This window comes from Peribacillus sp. Aquil_B1, assembly GCF_022603275.1.
GTDB lineage: Bacteria > Bacillota > Bacilli > Bacillales > DSM-1321 > Peribacillus.
On sequence record NZ_JAKXEE010000001.1, the window covers coordinates 862,253 to 878,481 of the forward strand.

Below are 16,229 nucleotides of genomic sequence, written 5' to 3' on the forward strand. Positions count from 1 at the left end.
TAAATAAAAGGTGCATACTAATTGCGAAATGAGAATCGTGATAACATATATGGTCATCCTAAAAGAAGGAGGGATGATCTTGTTATTTCGAATATTATTGCTGCTGATATTATTCTGTTTTGATCTATCTACAATTGCCAGTGCAGAAGCTCCACTTACTGCTGCATTTATCCGTGACCACCAACTATGGATCAAAAAGGGAGATCAAGAAATACAACTTACAAAGAATCGATATGTGTATAATCAAAAATGGTCATATGACGGTCGGTTTATTGGTTATATTGATGGTGATGAGAAGGGAGAAAAATCGGATTTATTCATTTATGATACAAAGGAAAAAGAAAGCTACCAACCTTATGTAAGGGTCGTAACATCTGACTTTAAATGGTCGCCGATAAATAATCAACTGGCTTACAATGATCAAGGTTTATTAAACGTTACGAAAACAAAGAACGGTCGTCCACAGGGTTTTGAAAATGTCTCACTTGGGGTTAGTGGTTTTGAATGGTTTCCGAACGGAAAAGAATTTATCGTTGCTTCACAATCCAGCTTACTTCCTACTGGATGGGGCCCAATCCCACTTTATAGAATTCCAGTAGATGCAAAACTTGCTAAAGATAAAATAAAACCTTTTTACACTATTCAAACTAAAGAACCTGATTTGTTTGGGATTGATGCCGATTATTTTAAGTGGAGTTCTGATGGGAAGTGGGTTAGCTTTTTAATTGTTCCTACAGCTTCTTGGTCAATGGATAGCAATACGTTAGGTGTCCTATCATCACAAGGAAAACACTTTCAATCAGTGGGAAAAATGTTAGGGTTTAAAGACTGGTTTAAGTGGGCTCCTCTAGCCAATCAATTGGCCTATATTTCAGGAGAAGGAAGATTTTTCGTTGAAAACAAGAAGATGACGATTGCTGAAATCCCAACATCTAAACAACAAAAGGAATACACACCTAAAGGATTTGTAGACCTCGATCTTGAATGGTTCTCTAAAGATTTGGTAATTGTGGCTCGTGCGAAAGAGAACAAGGAGTGGAAAGAAGGGCCTGTACCAAATATGTTCACATCACTTTACGCTATAAACATAAGAAAAGGAGAGCAAAAACAAATCTCGTTTCCAAGGAAGAATGAACTTGACGAAGATCCTCAAGTAGTTAGATCTTATCTTACTTTGTTTCGAAGGAAGGCAGAGGATTTTCAGGGAGATGTATGGGTGAAAGATGGTATTAGTGGGCAAGAATATTTATGGATTAAGAACGTTGATTCAGCTCCAGTCTTTTATGATCCAAACTAAGTCGGAATTTTATTAAGTTACAATTGCGATTCTTCAAGGCGAAGGTCGCTTTTTTCATTATTTTATCAACAAGATTGTGAAGGTTTGTACTTAAACTAACGGGTGCGTTAGCTGACGATTGGAGCTGTCTTTAAGATAGCATTTTCTTATAGAACTATCGGGGCAGGTTAGTTGTATAAGGAAAAGTAAAAAGGTCAATTTTTCCAATGGGTTGTGATAATATAAATTTAATTCTTATTATAAGAGGTGAGTTTAGTTGAGCAGAGTTGAGCAGAGTACAAAGTTAGATTTAGAAAGAATTATTTTTATTGGGAGAACCTTTGAAGAGTATCTGGATATGTTTTCTCTTTCGGTAGAAGAACTAAAGGGAAAAAAAATACTGGATTGTCCAGCAGGGGCTTGTTCTTTTACTGCTGTTGGTAACAAATCAGGTTTAAGTGTAACAGCTTGTGATATTGCGTATTATCATTCGGGTGAAGACCTAAAAAATAAAGGTCTTCAGGATATTGAACACGCTATGGAGCATATGCAAAAAGTAACAAGTAATTATATTTGGACTTATTTCGAAGATATAGAAGCTCTTAGAAAACATCGTTTGAATGCTTTAAAAGATTGTGTTAAGGATACGAGGGAATCGAGTGACCGATACGTTCCTGTTACTTTGCCTTCTTTACCGTTTAAGGATGGAGAATTTGATATTCTTCTTTCTGCACATTTTCTATTTATGTATGCTGACCGGTTAGATTACCAATTTCATATAGAAACGCTAAATGAGTTATTGAGAGTTACTAAAGAGGAAATTCGTATTTTCCCTATAGTTGATTTGGAAGGAAAACGCTATGAGCATTTAGATAAATTAATAAGTTATCTCGCTGATAATGGATGTACAGTCGAAGAAGTTAAAGTGCCATATGAATTTCAGGCTAATGCTAACTCGATGTTAAAAATTAGAAAAGGGTAACAAAGAAAGGGACAATGTTAAACGTTGTCCCTTTCTTTTAAATAAACCTTATAGAACAACGAACGGGTGCTTTAGGTCTGGGTTGTATTACACGATTTTAGCGTAAGAACATCTATTCCAGATATTGATGTGATCTATTTTGATCCAACAAATATTGATAAATTTGAAGAAAAGAAAATCGAAAAAAACTAGAATCCCTTATACCTAATATCCCTTGGTCGGTAAAGAATGAAGCGAGAATGCATGTTAAAAGTAATATGCCTCCTTATTCTTCGTCTGTAGATGCTATATCGAAGTTTCCAGAAACAGCAACAGCTTTAGGAGTAAAGTTAGATGAAAATGACAATGTAATATTAACAGCACCTTGTGGAATTCATGATGTTATTAATTTAGAGGTAAAACCAACACCTTATTTTAAAGAGACTAAAGAGCGAGTAGAAATTTACGAAGATCGCATAACAAAAAAGAATTGGAAATCAACTTGGAAAAAGTTAAAAGTTAACCATATCAAAACCTCTTCTTAAGCTAACAGGTGCATTAGCTTAAGAATCAGAGCTGTCTTCTAGGCTATCGGGGCAGGTTAGCTGTATAAGAAAAATGATAAACTGATGTAACAATGCAAAGTGAGGCGACCAATTGACCTAATATTTGGATCTATGATGAATATAAAGGGTGTGATGATGGATGAGTAACAATTTATTAAAGAACCGTCAGTTTCTTATTATATGGATAGGTAATGTTATCTCTGAATTAGGAGGGGCTTTCGGTACTTTTTGTAACTCAGTTCTTATATATCAACTTACAAATTCCACGATGGCACTGGGGAGTATGTGGCTATTATATTTTTTACCATCCCTTATCCTCCAATTATTCATTGGTCCTTTTATTGATAAATGGAGTCGAAAGTGGATAATGATAGTTTCTCAATGGACTAGGGGGTTAATCTTCTTTATACCACTTGTTTCATTAGTAGTTGGAAACCTCGAATCTTGGCATATTTTCGTAGTTCAAATTATAGTAGGATTAATAACTCCTATATATACACCTGCTAATCAAGCAATTACACCTACTATTATTCCTAAAGACCAATTAAGTGCTGCTAATGCCTATATAGATGGCACAGTTAGACTAATGACTTTCTCTGCACCAATTTTAGGTGGAGTCGTTATAGAGTATACAGGTGTAATACCGACACTTATTTTTGTTTGTGGAATACTTATCACAAGTGGTACACTTTTGCTTTTTATTCAGGAGACAAGAAGTTTTCAAAATGTACGAAAGTCTTGGCTGGAACAATTCATTGAAGGAATATCTTATTTCTTTAAACAACCGGTTATTGTTTGGTTAGGAATCTTTTTGGCCTTTGTTCAATTTGGAGTAGGGGTCACAATGGTTGTAACTCTTCCTTATATAACAAATGAATTATCGGGTAGTTATGACGAGTATGGATATTTTATGGCAAGTTTCCCTTTAGGCTATGTAATTGGTTCGATATTTGTCGGGAAAATTAAAAATAAAAGTCGTAGAGTTTTAATGTTGGGAGCATTAGTTATAGGGGGCTTAACATTTATTTCGTTAGGTTTTAACCATAGTATCGTTTTTGCCCTAATTACTGAGGTAATTGCCGGAATAGTAATGGCATTCTTTGGTGTCCATAATATAACTATTTTTCAGCAAACTGTGCCAAATGAATTAATGGGTAAAGTATCCTCTGTCCGACTTTTTATTATCAGAGGTGTTATGCCATTAGGTGTGCTCGCAGGTAGTTTTTTGAGTGAAATTTGGGGAATACGACCACTATACTTTTTAATAGGATCTATTATTTGTACTGTATCTTTACTAGGATTAATACTCCCTTACTTTAAGATTATCGATAATTCATACATCAGTAAAGATATACCTAGTTCTCAAAAAACACTCTAACTAATAGTTTTTTTTGTTTCGCAGTTTGTTGTCAACTCTATAAGTCTTAATCAATTAACGGGTGCTTTAGCTTAGGATCAGAGCTGTCTTTAAGGCAGCTTTTTCTTTATGCAACTAAAAGGGCAGATTACTTAAGGATATGAAGGTATAATAAGATGTTAAGAGGTGATTAAAAATGGCTAATGTAAAGCTATTTACAGCTATTTATATTCCAGAGACACCTTTTGTCAATGGAGTATTAAAGCCTAAAAAGGCAAAGAAATATAACTTTGAATTGTCGGGGAGTAAAAAAATGGTAAGTAATCTTTATCATTTTATTTATAAAAGGGATGAAAAACAAATTCACTGTTATTATTTCGAGGATTTAGAAGATGACTTGGAAAGATATTTGTTTGTGGAAAACAATGATTTATATGATGACTTTGTTTCGCAGTTTAGGGGCGGAGGACAACGGTATTGGGAAAGTGGCATGGACGTTTATTTAGATGTAGATAGTCCTGAAGAGGTATTCGAACATTTAAACCATGTATATAACAATAGATTTTATGATGAGGATGAACCTATGCCCTTGTGCCATATTTTTGGTCAACAAATGTGGCATAGCAACGCTTACCTTATTGCCAATCGAACAGCTTTATTGGAATTAAGAGAGGCGATTGATGTTGCCTTGAAGCATGACGAAACAAGATTAGGTTTAATGCCTTCTGATGGCGAGGGATATGATTTATTCATCAAATGTGTTGAAGATAATTTTGAATGGGAAGAGTTAGAAATGCCTTATCATGATAGAGAATGTTATGTGCCTGATGAAACGGTAGGTCTTCCGCCAAATAAAACTTTTAAAAAATATAAACTTTAGAGGGGATAATCCCATCTGCTAGCACTTTTCTTCATTTAACTACAGGTGCGTTAGCTGAAGATCGGAGCTGTTTGAAGGCAGCTCTTTTCTTATGGAACTAAAGGGGCAGGTTAGTTGAACAAGGTGATATACTGTTGAAGACAATATATTTAGCCAAGTCACTATTTAAGTGGGGAATGATAGGCGGCTATAACGAAAAATAAGCACTGACTACTGAGTGGAATTAAAACAACTATAGGAGATATTAAAATGTGGTTAAAAGTGAGTTTAGCGATTTTTGCGATACTGGGTTATGTTCTTATGGGGTATGCCATCTTTGGAAATAAAAAGAAAATCGATGATATGTATATAGGTAATTCTTCTAGCCTGATTGAGGTGATATTGGATCTTACGTATGAATTCTCCCCAACGTTAATACGGAGAATCTTGATATTCCTTTTAGGATTAATCTGTGCATTTATCTTTACCATGGGAGTAATTTTGTCATAAGTATTCCTCAATCAACTAGGGAAAAGGGGAGGAGGATTCTTATAAATTTCTATAAAATTAAACTAACGGGTGCTTAGTTGATTAATTGAGGTTGCTGTGGCAGCCTTTTTCTTAACCTACTAACGGGTGCGTTAGCGAAGATAGGGGCTGCTTTAAGGTAGCTTTTCCTAATGGCACTAACGGGGCAGTTTAGTTGAGTGAAATTGAGAAACATTTCCAATAGAAAAATAAGCTAATACAGGTTAAGGTTAGCCTTTAAGAACAGAACAGGAGGTTTTGATGTTGAAACCACATACTCAAAGTTTTATCGCCTGCCTTATAGCCCTCATTTTAGCTGCGTTAACTATTTGGTTTAAGTCTGGAACAATTAATTTAGAACTTATAATATTTTTTATTACTTGCCTCTATGGTACTTATCTTCTCATTTCTTTTTTTATAGTCGAAAAAGTAAAAACTAGGTTGGTTCTTCAACGAGTCGCATAAGTTAAAGAACATAGATTGATTGGGACAGTTTCTTTTTTATGGAGCTAATGGGGCAGGTTAGCAAGATTGTGAAGGTTTGTACTTAAACTAACGGGTGCGTTAGCTGAAGATCAGAGCTGTCTTTAAGGCAGCTTTTTCTGAGGGGCAGTTTAGTGTAAGAAGGATATTTGGATAAATGATATAATAAAAATTAAATGGTAATTTTAACTATTTAAACCAAGGGGAAACTGGTTATGAAAATGATTGATTACTTAGAAAGCGTTGATTTCGCATTACGAAGTTATTACGAGAGTATACAACACTATAAATTAGAAATTATAAAAACCAATCAACAGTTAAGTGAGGCAATTCGTAAGATTTTTGTTGCCGAACAACAACTTAATCTAGGAGATTGGGATCCAGATGATAACTTACCTTATGGTTATATCGACCATTTTCATGGTATGAAAGCAAAGGGGTACAGTGAGAGCCTAGAAGCAAAAGCTATAAAGGAAAAATTGGATATCCAAAAAGAAAGTGTCAATCAATTATCTGGATCGATTTTACAAGTAGCAAAACAAGGATTGTCATATGCTTATGGAGATCCTTCACTATGGCCATCTTCTCAGTTAGTTGGGACCCAGGCACTAAGTAAAGTAATACGCATAGCTAGGAATCAAGCATTGCACTATGAAGATGGAAAACCAAGTGAACAGATAAAAAAGTGTTTTGAATTATTGGAGAAAGACCTATCGATTACCTCTGACTTAACAAAAAATCAAGGGGAAACTGTTGTTTTTAAAGTTTTACAATGGAGTGACCATGCTACTTTTAAAAACAAAATGTTAAACCTTAAGTAAAATTAAAATCAGTATGTTTTTATATTGAAAGGAGTCATAAAACATGTGGTCAATAGGAGTGGCAACCAATGCTGGTATCGTACACTCTGATCCAGGTTCTCAGTTTTTCTTTACGCAACTATCGGGGCAGCATTCCTGTAATGAATGAAAATGAGTTTTAAACACCCTTTCTTATTAAACAAAAACAGTAGGAGAGTACATAAGGATAATATGTATTCTCCTTTATTTATTATGGCTTTTTTAATTTAGATCTTAATAATTGCCACATTCATAAAAAATTTTTTTTATTGAACTTCAATTAGATTATGGTTTTTATTAAAGACAAAGTTTTGCTTGACTTTTCTCCCTTTCTCTTCCCAAGAAACCACAAATTCAGCTTCCTTTGCATTTGTAGATAATAAAAAATTATCAAATGTGAAATCCCTATTATTTGGTAATGTACCTATATTGACTGGAGTAAATAAAGCTAATTTAGTTTGATTTTTCTCACTAGTCCTATACCCTTCAAGCATTACATTTGAAAGCTCCCTGTTATTCTGTAGTTTTAAATTGTAATACGAATAGACTTTTGGTTCCTCAGATTGTTTTGAACTTCTTTCTGTTGAAATTTTCCAAATTTCTGTTGTTTCAGTATTTGAAGCTGCGGACTTTAATTCTGGACTCTGAGCTCGGGCTATTATGGTACTCATATTCATACCTAGGACTATTGAAAGGGCAAATATATAACACAGAATACTTTTCTTCATTTTAAATCCTCCTTTTATAGACGTTATTTTTAGTATGTTTTTTTTAATGAAAATCATGCTGAAAATTAAGTTTATAGGTATTATTTTCTGCCTTTCATAAGAACGCCAGTTCGTATATAATAAATGAAAAGGTGGGATCTTTATAATGGGTACAATTCGTGATAGAGGAATCATTAAATGGCAAGCAGCGCTGATTATGCCAGAACATAAAGCTTTAAATAAAAAAATGGGTGAGGTTGATTACTTCCTGAATAAAAAACCTGTCCTAGATGATTACCAGGTTGAAGAATTTGAAAACAACATTCATTATGCGATGGAATATCATTTACCGATAAGTTTTAGATTGCATAACGATGGAAATCCAATTGAACTGCATGGATACTGTGTGTATATTGATCCTGTCACGAAAGAGTTAAGTATTCAGAAGAAAGATAGTTTCTTTGAGAAAATTAAATTTAATGAAATTATTAATGTAATCGTTGAGGATTAAAAAAAAGCCCTTCTTAAAATTCAGGAGGGCTTTACAGTGTTGCTTCGATTCAATGGTTCGAGAATTAGATAAAATAAAAGGATATACTGGAATAAAAGGGCTTTAACTTTAATTTTTTACCATTACCCCTACTATGAGACAGGCAATTTTGTAGTAAGTGTAGAATTAACTGAAGAAGAAATTAAAGAACTCGGGTTCAATGAGAAGGAGGAAGAAGAGTAATGAATAAAGGCAACCTATTTATATATATTCATCCTGCATCTACAAAGACTGATGTTGATTTCTTTGGATATGAACATGAAGACACCAAATTTGAAGCACCTACACTGGCTAAATTAGAAAAATTTGATGATCTTTCTAGTTGGCTTCATAAAATGCCTGAGGGCTCAAAAGTTCATTTAGCTGATATAACTTTAACTGTTTCAAATAACACTATTGAACTTGAGGATGAAGAATACACAAAAAAAGGCACAGAGATTTAGGAGTAACAAATGAAGATTCAAATTGAAGTTCAATTGTTTGCGAACGGTGCTAATTTCTTACAGTCTGGTAGTTGTTCAGTAATAACAACTGACTTTAGAAAAGAACCGGAATGGACTGCTGCTGTATCAGCATATGAGTGGATACAAAAGATAAAAAACACTGTTCTGAGCCTTATGAGTGATGTGATTGAGTTTGGTAAATCGTTAAACAAAAACATCCAATTATAGCAAATTAAGTAGAGGCTAGCGCGACGACCAAAAAAGGATTAATCTCCCATGATTGCTACCTATAAAGGGCGCGACAGTCGGTGGTACACCGTGGGCGTCGGAGGCAGACTAACCGATGGGTTCAAAGGAAAGGCGCCATAGTTCAACGACCTTCTTCGCCAGCCATTAAAACATTATCGACATAGAGGCCAATTTTCATTCTCTGTGGTGCGCTGCGCTTCATGAATGGCTAACGGGTGTGTTAGTTGATTAAGGAACACAAAAATGATCAAACTTTTTTATAAAAGAATAATCCAATTAAATATTATAAGCGCATGTTTTGATTAATCTTTTTTCAAAACATTCACTTTCTATTTATTCATTTATCAGGGTTTCTTGTATTCATTTGATCAAACTTCGCTTTAAAGCTACAAAAATGGAAACAGCCAGTACAGAAAGAAAAGGTAGCTGAGAAAGATACCTCAGCTACCTTTTGATTAGATCATATAGGAGCAATTGTTTCTAAATCATTCTTTTTAATAAATTCATTCATTTTATATCCTAAAGCCTTTTTAGATGGATAAAACCTTTTATCTTTTGGCAAATGTATCCTTTTGCCATTTAATGATTGATAATAGTCCGAACTTAATAAAGGACTAATCCGAACTGTATAATTATCATCAATAATTATTAAACCATTATCAAATAATTTATGAATATCAACTCTAAGTAATAAACCATTCTGAATATGATTACTCTCCCTGTTAATATATGGTTGGATATGACAAGCTTCTAAAGTTATATGAACGTTTTCACCAGTTATTGTACATTTATCATAAACCGACATTACTAAATCTCGAAAAACAGGCGCATCAATTCTTTTTTTCTTAGTAATCACTTCAATATCAATTTCATCTTCATTTACTAATTCGAAGTCATTATTTATGTAATCCACTATCTCACCATATATATCTTTAACTAGTTCACCATTTATATTATCTGTTACACCTTTATATATTTTATAACCATTTTTTTCATAAGGTTTAACGTTAAATCTTTCAGCAACTTGTGACCAATGATCTTTATTATTAAATTCCTTTACCGGAATATGATTAGTTGCACTAATATCAATTGCTGCCTTTAACATTCCGCTATAACGTAATGAGTGGGGAGTAATATTAGGGTATGAAAAAGTTTCTTTAAAAATAGTATCAATTCTTCTTGTTATTAAAAACCTATCTCTCTTTTCTTTGTTTCTTGAACCAGGATCTACACCTCTTATAACATAGTTATTTAATACAAGCTTATCTTTATTTCTATATCCGATTGATTCACCATTCTTAAAATAATAAACTTTTTCATCAATTGCTTTTTTTAACAAATCAATACACTTGTCAGATATGCTAAGGTTTCTTTCACCTTTTCCATCATTCAAATATAATGAATTGTTTTCCCAATCAATATCCTCTGCTTTTATATTTAATAATTCACTATAGCCACTCTGTCCCCATACTCCTTCAAATAACAATCTAAAAACAACGGCATCCTGAGCGTTAACACACTTATTAATAAGATCATCAAATTCTTTTTCAGTAAAAAAAACTCTTTTTGTTTTATCAACAAACTGTTCATTCCAATTAGGTTCGACAGATAAAAAAGGATTACTTTTATCGCCCCTTAGAGTTTTATGGGAATCAATATAATCAAAAATCCTATAATACCTATTTCTCGAAGAATTTATAGTTGTGGGACTTAACCTTTTCATTAAATCACCTAAATTGTCCAGCGTGAAATCATACAAATCTTTTTCCAATTCTTTTTCCATAGGATTACTGACGTTAAAAATATTACGATATAATCCTTTATAACTATCGTTCTTATGCTCTATAAAATTCTTTTTGATCTTTTCATTATAAAACATATAATCCCTCCCTTTAATTCATTATATTTCTGTATTCAACAAAAAAACCGGTGACTAGACCCGGAATGGGTAGATGAATTCAATCAATATCAAAAAGAAAAAAAGACAAGCTGAGCGTGTATGAATGAAAGAATATGCGAAGTTCATAATAAAAGTGTATCTCTTAATGAATTTCTTTATTCCTGAATTTAAAGACTGATGTTGAATTGAAAGATGTATCTGAAAATACAAATTTTAGTCTTGAAAATGAGCACATACATTTTGTAAATAAAACGGGAGATTACAGGTTCGTTCATCGAATAAAGCTGCTATTTGTAATTTATATTGTAATTAAATTTCCTATTCCTTGATTGTTTCTGCCGTTTTTAATAGCATGGAATGCAGAGGAGGAAAACCTCGGTTTTAAAGATATTTCATCGCTTAATTCTCTGATATATTTTTCTTTACCACTATAAGCAAGGGGGAAATTTCGGTTTATAAAAGTTGTAAGATTATCTTTAATATACATATTTTTTTCAGTATGATAAAAGTATACTTCATTAAACTCAAAATCGTATTCGGCTATTATAACAATCTCATTTCTTAATCGAGTATTTATTCCACGTAAGATACCCTCGAAACTTTTTTCGGATTTTTCTACTCTAGATACTTTTAATAAGTTCAATATATTAAATCTGGTAAATTCCTCTTCATCAAATAAAAGCCATCCAAAGTTTTGAAGAATTTCAGTATGTGGTGAGTTTATAATCACGTTATCTAGAGGAGAAAGTTGAATCTGATATGTGCCATGGAAAGAATCAAAATCTAAAATGGTTCCTTGAAGGGCGTTAATTTTTTCTTGCATTAAAGCCATAATTAGGCTCATAAATGTACTTTCTTTAATTCTATGTGCGGTTCGATAGCTGATTACACCATCCTCATTCAACCATTCAAGGGCTTGGAATGCCTCCATATTATTCTCTTTTTTAAGCCAATTAACAATGTTACGAGTAATTTTAAATCGATGGTTTTCTTGTTTATTAATGTATAAATCAAATTTCTCTTTTTCAAATAATCCTTTATGGACCAACTCAATTATTTCTTCTACAATAAATTCTTTAACTTTCCCAATTAGATATTCTGTATATAAATCAACTAACTTTTCACCAAGCTGAAGATATTCTCTTGCTACACTTTTAGGTATTAAAATAGGGTATTTATCTAAATCATTTTTCCAATTTTCAACGAGTTTATTTATACCAGGCACTGATTCATTTAAAAGGGTTAATCTTCTAATTTCAATAGCTTCTTTTCTACTTTTATTAATATCTCTATCATTAAAAGCGTATTCTTTCACACAGTCACTACCAACGTTTATGATTTCCTTGGTATGTCGGTTTGTAATGTAATGAATAAAACGATTTGGAGTATTGCATAGACAACATTTCCCCCAATTTTTGCTATTTTCACCTAAGTCTAGCATGGGACGATTACTTTCTTTCCATTCATTTGAAGCATTTTCACGAACGAGGGGAAGAATATCTTGAATAAAACCCTTTTGTTTTTCTTCTAACCCCTCAACTAAACCCTCTGTAATTCGTTCATTTTCTATTAACAACTTATTGAGCCAATCATAGTCCTTTGTAATTTGACTAATAATAAGTAATTTTCTATCCTTTTGGTTAAGATATAACTTATTTCCCATTTGACCACCCTTTATTGGAAATTTATTTATAAAATATTATAACATTTGTAGGGGTTTTTCACATATAATTCCAAGTAGAATACATGACAACTTAAAATAAGAAAATGATATTTCACATCAGCATTTTTAATCCCTATTGATTAGAGGTATAACATATATTCAGTTAACATAATACGGATTATTAACATAACAGTTGTTTATTTTTGAAGATCTTAGCTTCATTGACGTAGATTTTCTTATGCAACTACCATGAAAATAAGTTTCTTTAAAAATGAAAAATGACAATACTTAAAAAGACCCTGCTCAATCGTTTAAAAAAAGAGGGAAGCGTTAGTTAATTAGTCTATGGATTAGGGTTGACTGGATTAAAGGTCAGTATCAGTATTGACACTTCCTAACCATTTTCATTCTCTTTGTGGTGAATCGCCGATTTTGCGATTCATGGATGGCTAACGGGAAAGGTTAGCTAAGAAGTGTGTACGTTCTGCAAAGAACATATAATGTGTAAAGCATTATTGAAAGTTTAAATATCAGGAACTTTCTTTTTTAGTTTCAATGGAACGTTTGTTCTGTAATGAAAGAAGGAACTAGAAGGGGCTGATTCGATGATACTTAGAGAAAGAGGAAAAATTAAATGGCAAAGTGCATTCTCTATGCCCGAACACCATAAAATGCTTAATGATTAAAAGAGAGATTCTCCGTTATTTAACTCCATTGGATAATCTGATGTAGATTTACCACCTGGAATTCCCGAAGCTAAATTTAATTTCCTTTAGTACGTGTAGATGAAACGTCCTATAATTATCGGTAAAAAACATGCGGAAATGTTAATTTTTTATAAAATATTACATAATTATACCCAATTTTATATAAATTAGATATAATTATTATGTAAATAATGGCAAATAAATAAACATTTTGTACTGAGTGAACTATAAGTGATGAATTTGATTTGCTACTTATTCTACTAAACTAAAAGGAAAGAAGGAAAACAATTTATGCCTAATATTAAAATGCAAGAAGCAACAGTAGTGGTTCACGGCGGTTCACGTTTTAACAACTCTTACGACACAGTAATGGTGCATACTACGATTATCACAGATGCTCCTTTAACCGACGAATACTTTGTACCATCGGGTTCCTCTTTATCCAATGAAGCTATCGCTCTAATAAAAAAACACGGTTTAGAATTCAGGCCTTATCGAGAAACAGATCTTTTAACAGGTACTGAAGATGTTTTAGCTGATGCTATATCAGGCAATATAGTCGAGACAGAAAAAGATGTAGCAAAATTACTACTACGCTCATCATTATTAAAAGGGCAACTTACCCAAGTTACTCAAGCTGGTAGTAGTTATGTATATGAACTTCGTTACGATTATAAGATTTTCCCTCAAGAAAATGGAAGCTATCAATTTGAAATTCGTTTACCTTTCGATGGAACTCGTATGCTTAACGGAAGTTCTGTTCAATTAACAGTGATCACACCTAAAGGCGTAACTGTTAACGATGTTGAAACAAAAGGTTTAGACGAAAATGGACTAGAAATACAGGAACAAATAACTCAACTTACAGCAACAAATCGATTGGCTGTTTCTTTCCATTATCAGTTGGATCCGTTATTCATTGTCAATTACACACATACTGAACCTTATTTCCAAGGTTAAGACAATATAAATTAAACAAAAAAACAGTTGAGTAATTTAACTGTTTTTTTGTTTAATTTATCCACGAAGATGTTTTGATAAAAGAATATATAGGGAAAGTTGATAATCTGTCAATTACACTACCTCCTACATAGGCCGAGAAAAATAATTAGATAAAAACTTGTTTCAGAGGATATGTACACAAGACCAAAGGAACTTACCACCCATAAATTCCGAATTTAAATCAACCCTGAAAGCGGATATCAGTATTGTGTTTAACCTTTAACTTTCAATATTCAATAGGCGTAGAAGGAAGTTAAGGAGACAATCAGTGTGGCTATAAAATTGTTATTTAGAACATATTATTAACGCAAAACTGGCTGGAGAATGAGAAAGAAAGCAATAGTCCTTGTTCAATCAACAGAGCTTTAATGAAGATCAAAGCTTTCAAGGCTGCCTCTTATGGAACTAAAGGACAGGTTAGTTTTCGGAAGTAATATGGTATTATTAGGTATAAAAGGGTTGGTGGTGAAGATAGATGGAACCTAAATGGCTTGAATGGTCGAAACAACTTCAATCCATTGCACAGGCAGGGTTAACTTATTCGAAAGATGTATATGACTTGGAAAGATTTGAATTGATAAGAAATATAAGCGTTGAAATGTTGTCGCAACAAACAGATATGAACAAGAAAGTAATAAAAGATCTGTTTGCCAATGAAACTGGTTATGCAACTCCAAAGGTAGATATTAGATCGGTTGTCTTTAAAGATAATAAAATTTTAATGGTTAGAGAAAACACTGATGGTGATTGGTCGTTACCAGGAGGTTGGGGTGACATAGGATTAGCTCCAAGTGAAGTTGCAGTCAAAGAAGTAAAAGAAGAATCAGGGTTTGAGGTAAAAGCAATCAAATTGTTAGGTGTACTAGATAAGAAGTGCCATCCACACCCTCCTTCTCTTTATCACGTTTATAAAATGTTTATCCAATGTGAAATAATTGGTGGACAACCAAAAGAAGGAATAGAAACGAGTGCAGTTGAGTTTTTTGCTGAAAATGAACTACCAACATTATCAATAGCTAGAAATACAGAATCACAAATTGAATGGGCTTTTAAGCATTTACATAATCCACAGGAATCTGTCTATTTTGATTGATTTTTCAAATGGATTGCACCTAGTTAATCAACTAATGGGTGCGTTAGTTCAACAAAAAGACCGATTAGTTCGGTCTTTTTGTCTTTCTGTTATTCAGCAGTGAATGTAAATGTTTCTTTTAAAGGTCTGCCCTCGCTACCCTTTTGAGTCCAAACGATTTCCACTTCCAATTTCGTTGCTTTTTCAGCTAAAACGAAATTGCTAAATGTATAAGGATATCCATCATTCATTTGTTTTGCTAAAGAAATAGCTTCCTCAAAGTTGTTTTTATTGCATTCCTCTTCACCAGGGCAACCAAAAAGTGCAAACTTTGTCGTAGAATTAGGTTCATTTCTAAACATATAAAAATACATCCTTACCAATATTATCAACCACTAAAGAGTAAGTATGAAATTTTCCCTTTTCGGGCTTTGCTAACCCCTTACCTTGTTCAGCTTCGCCTACTTGAACTGACCATTGTTTTGATGTTTGTTTAGTTGGCAATTCATCAAATGTTAATGCTTTTGTCTCTAGTGTTGGTGCGATTATGTTCAAAAGGGAGATTGTAGATATAGCCAGTATCGTTTTCTTAAACATGACTACCTCCTTGTTTTAGTTACAGATACTTTGCCCAAAATCGATTGGAATATGTTTTTTGTAAAGTTTAGGGTTCATTCATCGCGGATTTGGTTTTGCAGATTCTTTCATTGATGGCGGAAGAAGAACGGGGCCGTATTCGAAAAAGGCTGGATGAAGAAATTGATGTGGTTTTTCAAAACGTTGTGGTCTTCGACCGATCGAAAGCTCAAGTAGCTGAAAAGTTTAAGGAAGTCTATAATCTGGTGAAGTGACAGCCGTTAGGCTATCGCGAAAAGTTAAAAAGACGATTTTTTATAAGTTGGTTAAGGAATATGAAAAAGACTCTAAAAAGATCACTATATAAGTAACTCGTAAAAAAAATAAGCCTTTGCTCTTATTTAGCAAAGACTATTCAAAAAAACAAATATGTTAAATATCCCCTATTAATTTTATTTAGATACCTGAAAAGATTATTAAAAGCTTCAACT

Annotated in this window: 17 protein-coding genes and 1 pseudogene; 13 read left to right on the forward strand and 5 right to left on the reverse strand. The window is 33.0% G+C overall.

The window, feature by feature from the left end; all coding sequences use genetic code 11:
• Positions 1-79 precede the first annotated feature (79 nt).
• The 7 genes and pseudogenes from MPH60_RS04245 to MPH60_RS04275 all read left to right on the forward strand — a co-directional run bounded on the left by MPH60_RS04245 (position 80) and on the right by MPH60_RS04275 (position 6,851).
• On the forward strand, positions 80-1,297 hold the full coding sequence (locus MPH60_RS04245; RefSeq protein ID WP_241593226.1) for a translocation protein TolB: 1,218 nt from the start codon (positions 80-82) through the stop codon (positions 1,295-1,297).
• 256 nt (positions 1,298-1,553) lie between these two features.
• The gene (locus tag MPH60_RS04250) at positions 1,554-2,258 is read left to right on the forward strand and encodes a class I SAM-dependent methyltransferase (protein WP_241593224.1); all 705 of its coding nucleotides are present in this window, start codon (positions 1,554-1,556) and stop codon (positions 2,256-2,258) included.
• Positions 2,259-2,333: 75 nt separating this feature from the next.
• Positions 2,334-2,782: pseudogene (locus tag MPH60_RS04255) on the forward strand (nucleotidyltransferase family protein); the annotation flags it as partial.
• Positions 2,783-2,942: 160 nt separating this feature from the next.
• Positions 2,943-4,181 carry an MFS transporter gene (locus tag MPH60_RS04260; RefSeq protein ID WP_241593222.1) on the forward strand — a complete coding sequence of 413 codons (1,239 nt, stop codon included), beginning with the start codon at positions 2,943-2,945 and terminating at the stop codon, positions 4,179-4,181.
• 175 nt (positions 4,182-4,356) lie between these two features.
• The gene (locus tag MPH60_RS04265; RefSeq protein WP_241593221.1) at positions 4,357-5,040 is read left to right on the forward strand and encodes a hypothetical protein; all 684 of its coding nucleotides are present in this window, start codon (positions 4,357-4,359) and stop codon (positions 5,038-5,040) included.
• A 249-nt stretch (positions 5,041-5,289) separates the two neighbouring features.
• Positions 5,290-5,529, forward strand: a complete 240-nt coding sequence (locus MPH60_RS04270) for a hypothetical protein (protein ID WP_241589924.1) — start codon at positions 5,290-5,292, stop codon at positions 5,527-5,529.
• A gap of 716 nt (positions 5,530-6,245) precedes the next feature.
• Positions 6,246-6,851 (forward strand): hypothetical protein, encoded by a 606-nt coding sequence (locus MPH60_RS04275; RefSeq protein ID WP_241589922.1) that lies wholly within the window; start codon positions 6,246-6,248, stop codon positions 6,849-6,851.
• A 284-nt stretch (positions 6,852-7,135) separates the two neighbouring features.
• Here the strand turns inward: MPH60_RS04275 and MPH60_RS04280 are convergent, their stop codons facing one another.
• Positions 7,136-7,597, reverse strand: a complete 462-nt coding sequence (locus MPH60_RS04280) for a hypothetical protein (RefSeq protein WP_241589921.1) — start codon at positions 7,595-7,597, stop codon at positions 7,136-7,138.
• Positions 7,598-7,742: 145 nt separating this feature from the next.
• Here MPH60_RS04280 and MPH60_RS04285 point away from each other — a divergent pair, with 145 nt between their 5' ends.
• From MPH60_RS04285 to MPH60_RS04295, 3 genes are all read left to right on the forward strand, one after another.
• Positions 7,743-8,087, forward strand: a complete 345-nt coding sequence (locus tag MPH60_RS04285; RefSeq protein WP_241589920.1) for a YolD-like family protein — start codon at positions 7,743-7,745, stop codon at positions 8,085-8,087.
• 221 nt (positions 8,088-8,308) lie between these two features.
• Positions 8,309-8,569: a hypothetical protein gene (locus tag MPH60_RS04290; protein ID WP_241589919.1), complete on the forward strand. Its 261-nt coding sequence runs from the start codon at positions 8,309-8,311 to the stop codon at positions 8,567-8,569.
• 9 nt (positions 8,570-8,578) lie between these two features.
• On the forward strand, positions 8,579-8,797 hold the full coding sequence (locus MPH60_RS04295; protein ID WP_241589918.1) for a hypothetical protein: 219 nt from the start codon (positions 8,579-8,581) through the stop codon (positions 8,795-8,797).
• A 481-nt stretch (positions 8,798-9,278) separates the two neighbouring features.
• Here the strand turns inward: MPH60_RS04295 and MPH60_RS04300 are convergent, their stop codons facing one another.
• Both MPH60_RS04300 and MPH60_RS04305 read right to left on the reverse strand, forming a co-directional pair.
• Entirely contained in the window at positions 9,279-10,697 is a 1,419-nt protein-coding gene (locus MPH60_RS04300) for a phage lytic cycle repressor MrpR family protein (RefSeq protein WP_241589917.1), read from the reverse strand.
• 319 nt (positions 10,698-11,016) lie between these two features.
• The gene (locus MPH60_RS04305; protein WP_241589916.1) at positions 11,017-12,381 is read right to left on the reverse strand and encodes a hypothetical protein; all 1,365 of its coding nucleotides are present in this window, start codon (positions 12,379-12,381) and stop codon (positions 11,017-11,019) included.
• A 998-nt stretch (positions 12,382-13,379) separates the two neighbouring features.
• Between MPH60_RS04305 and MPH60_RS04310 the strand changes: the two genes are divergently transcribed.
• On the forward strand, positions 13,380-14,048 hold the full coding sequence (locus tag MPH60_RS04310) for a hypothetical protein (protein WP_241589915.1): 669 nt from the start codon (positions 13,380-13,382) through the stop codon (positions 14,046-14,048).
• A gap of 517 nt (positions 14,049-14,565) precedes the next feature.
• A complete protein-coding gene (locus MPH60_RS04315) occupies positions 14,566-15,183 on the forward strand; it encodes an NUDIX hydrolase (RefSeq protein ID WP_241589914.1) in 618 nt (205 codons plus the stop codon).
• 89 nt (positions 15,184-15,272) lie between these two features.
• Here the strand turns inward: MPH60_RS04315 and MPH60_RS04320 are convergent, their stop codons facing one another.
• Both MPH60_RS04320 and MPH60_RS04325 read right to left on the reverse strand, forming a co-directional pair.
• Positions 15,273-15,524, reverse strand: a complete 252-nt coding sequence (locus tag MPH60_RS04320) for a hypothetical protein (protein WP_241589913.1) — start codon at positions 15,522-15,524, stop codon at positions 15,273-15,275.
• Positions 15,517-15,759 (reverse strand): hypothetical protein, encoded by a 243-nt coding sequence (locus tag MPH60_RS04325; RefSeq protein WP_241589912.1) that lies wholly within the window; start codon positions 15,757-15,759, stop codon positions 15,517-15,519. The genes MPH60_RS04320 and MPH60_RS04325 overlap by 8 nt, the downstream gene beginning before the upstream one ends.
• Before the next feature lie 95 nt (positions 15,760-15,854).
• Here MPH60_RS04325 and MPH60_RS04330 point away from each other — a divergent pair, with 95 nt between their 5' ends.
• A complete protein-coding gene (locus MPH60_RS04330) occupies positions 15,855-16,013 on the forward strand; it encodes a hypothetical protein (protein WP_241615809.1) in 159 nt (52 codons plus the stop codon).
• Positions 16,014-16,229 lie beyond the last annotated feature (216 nt).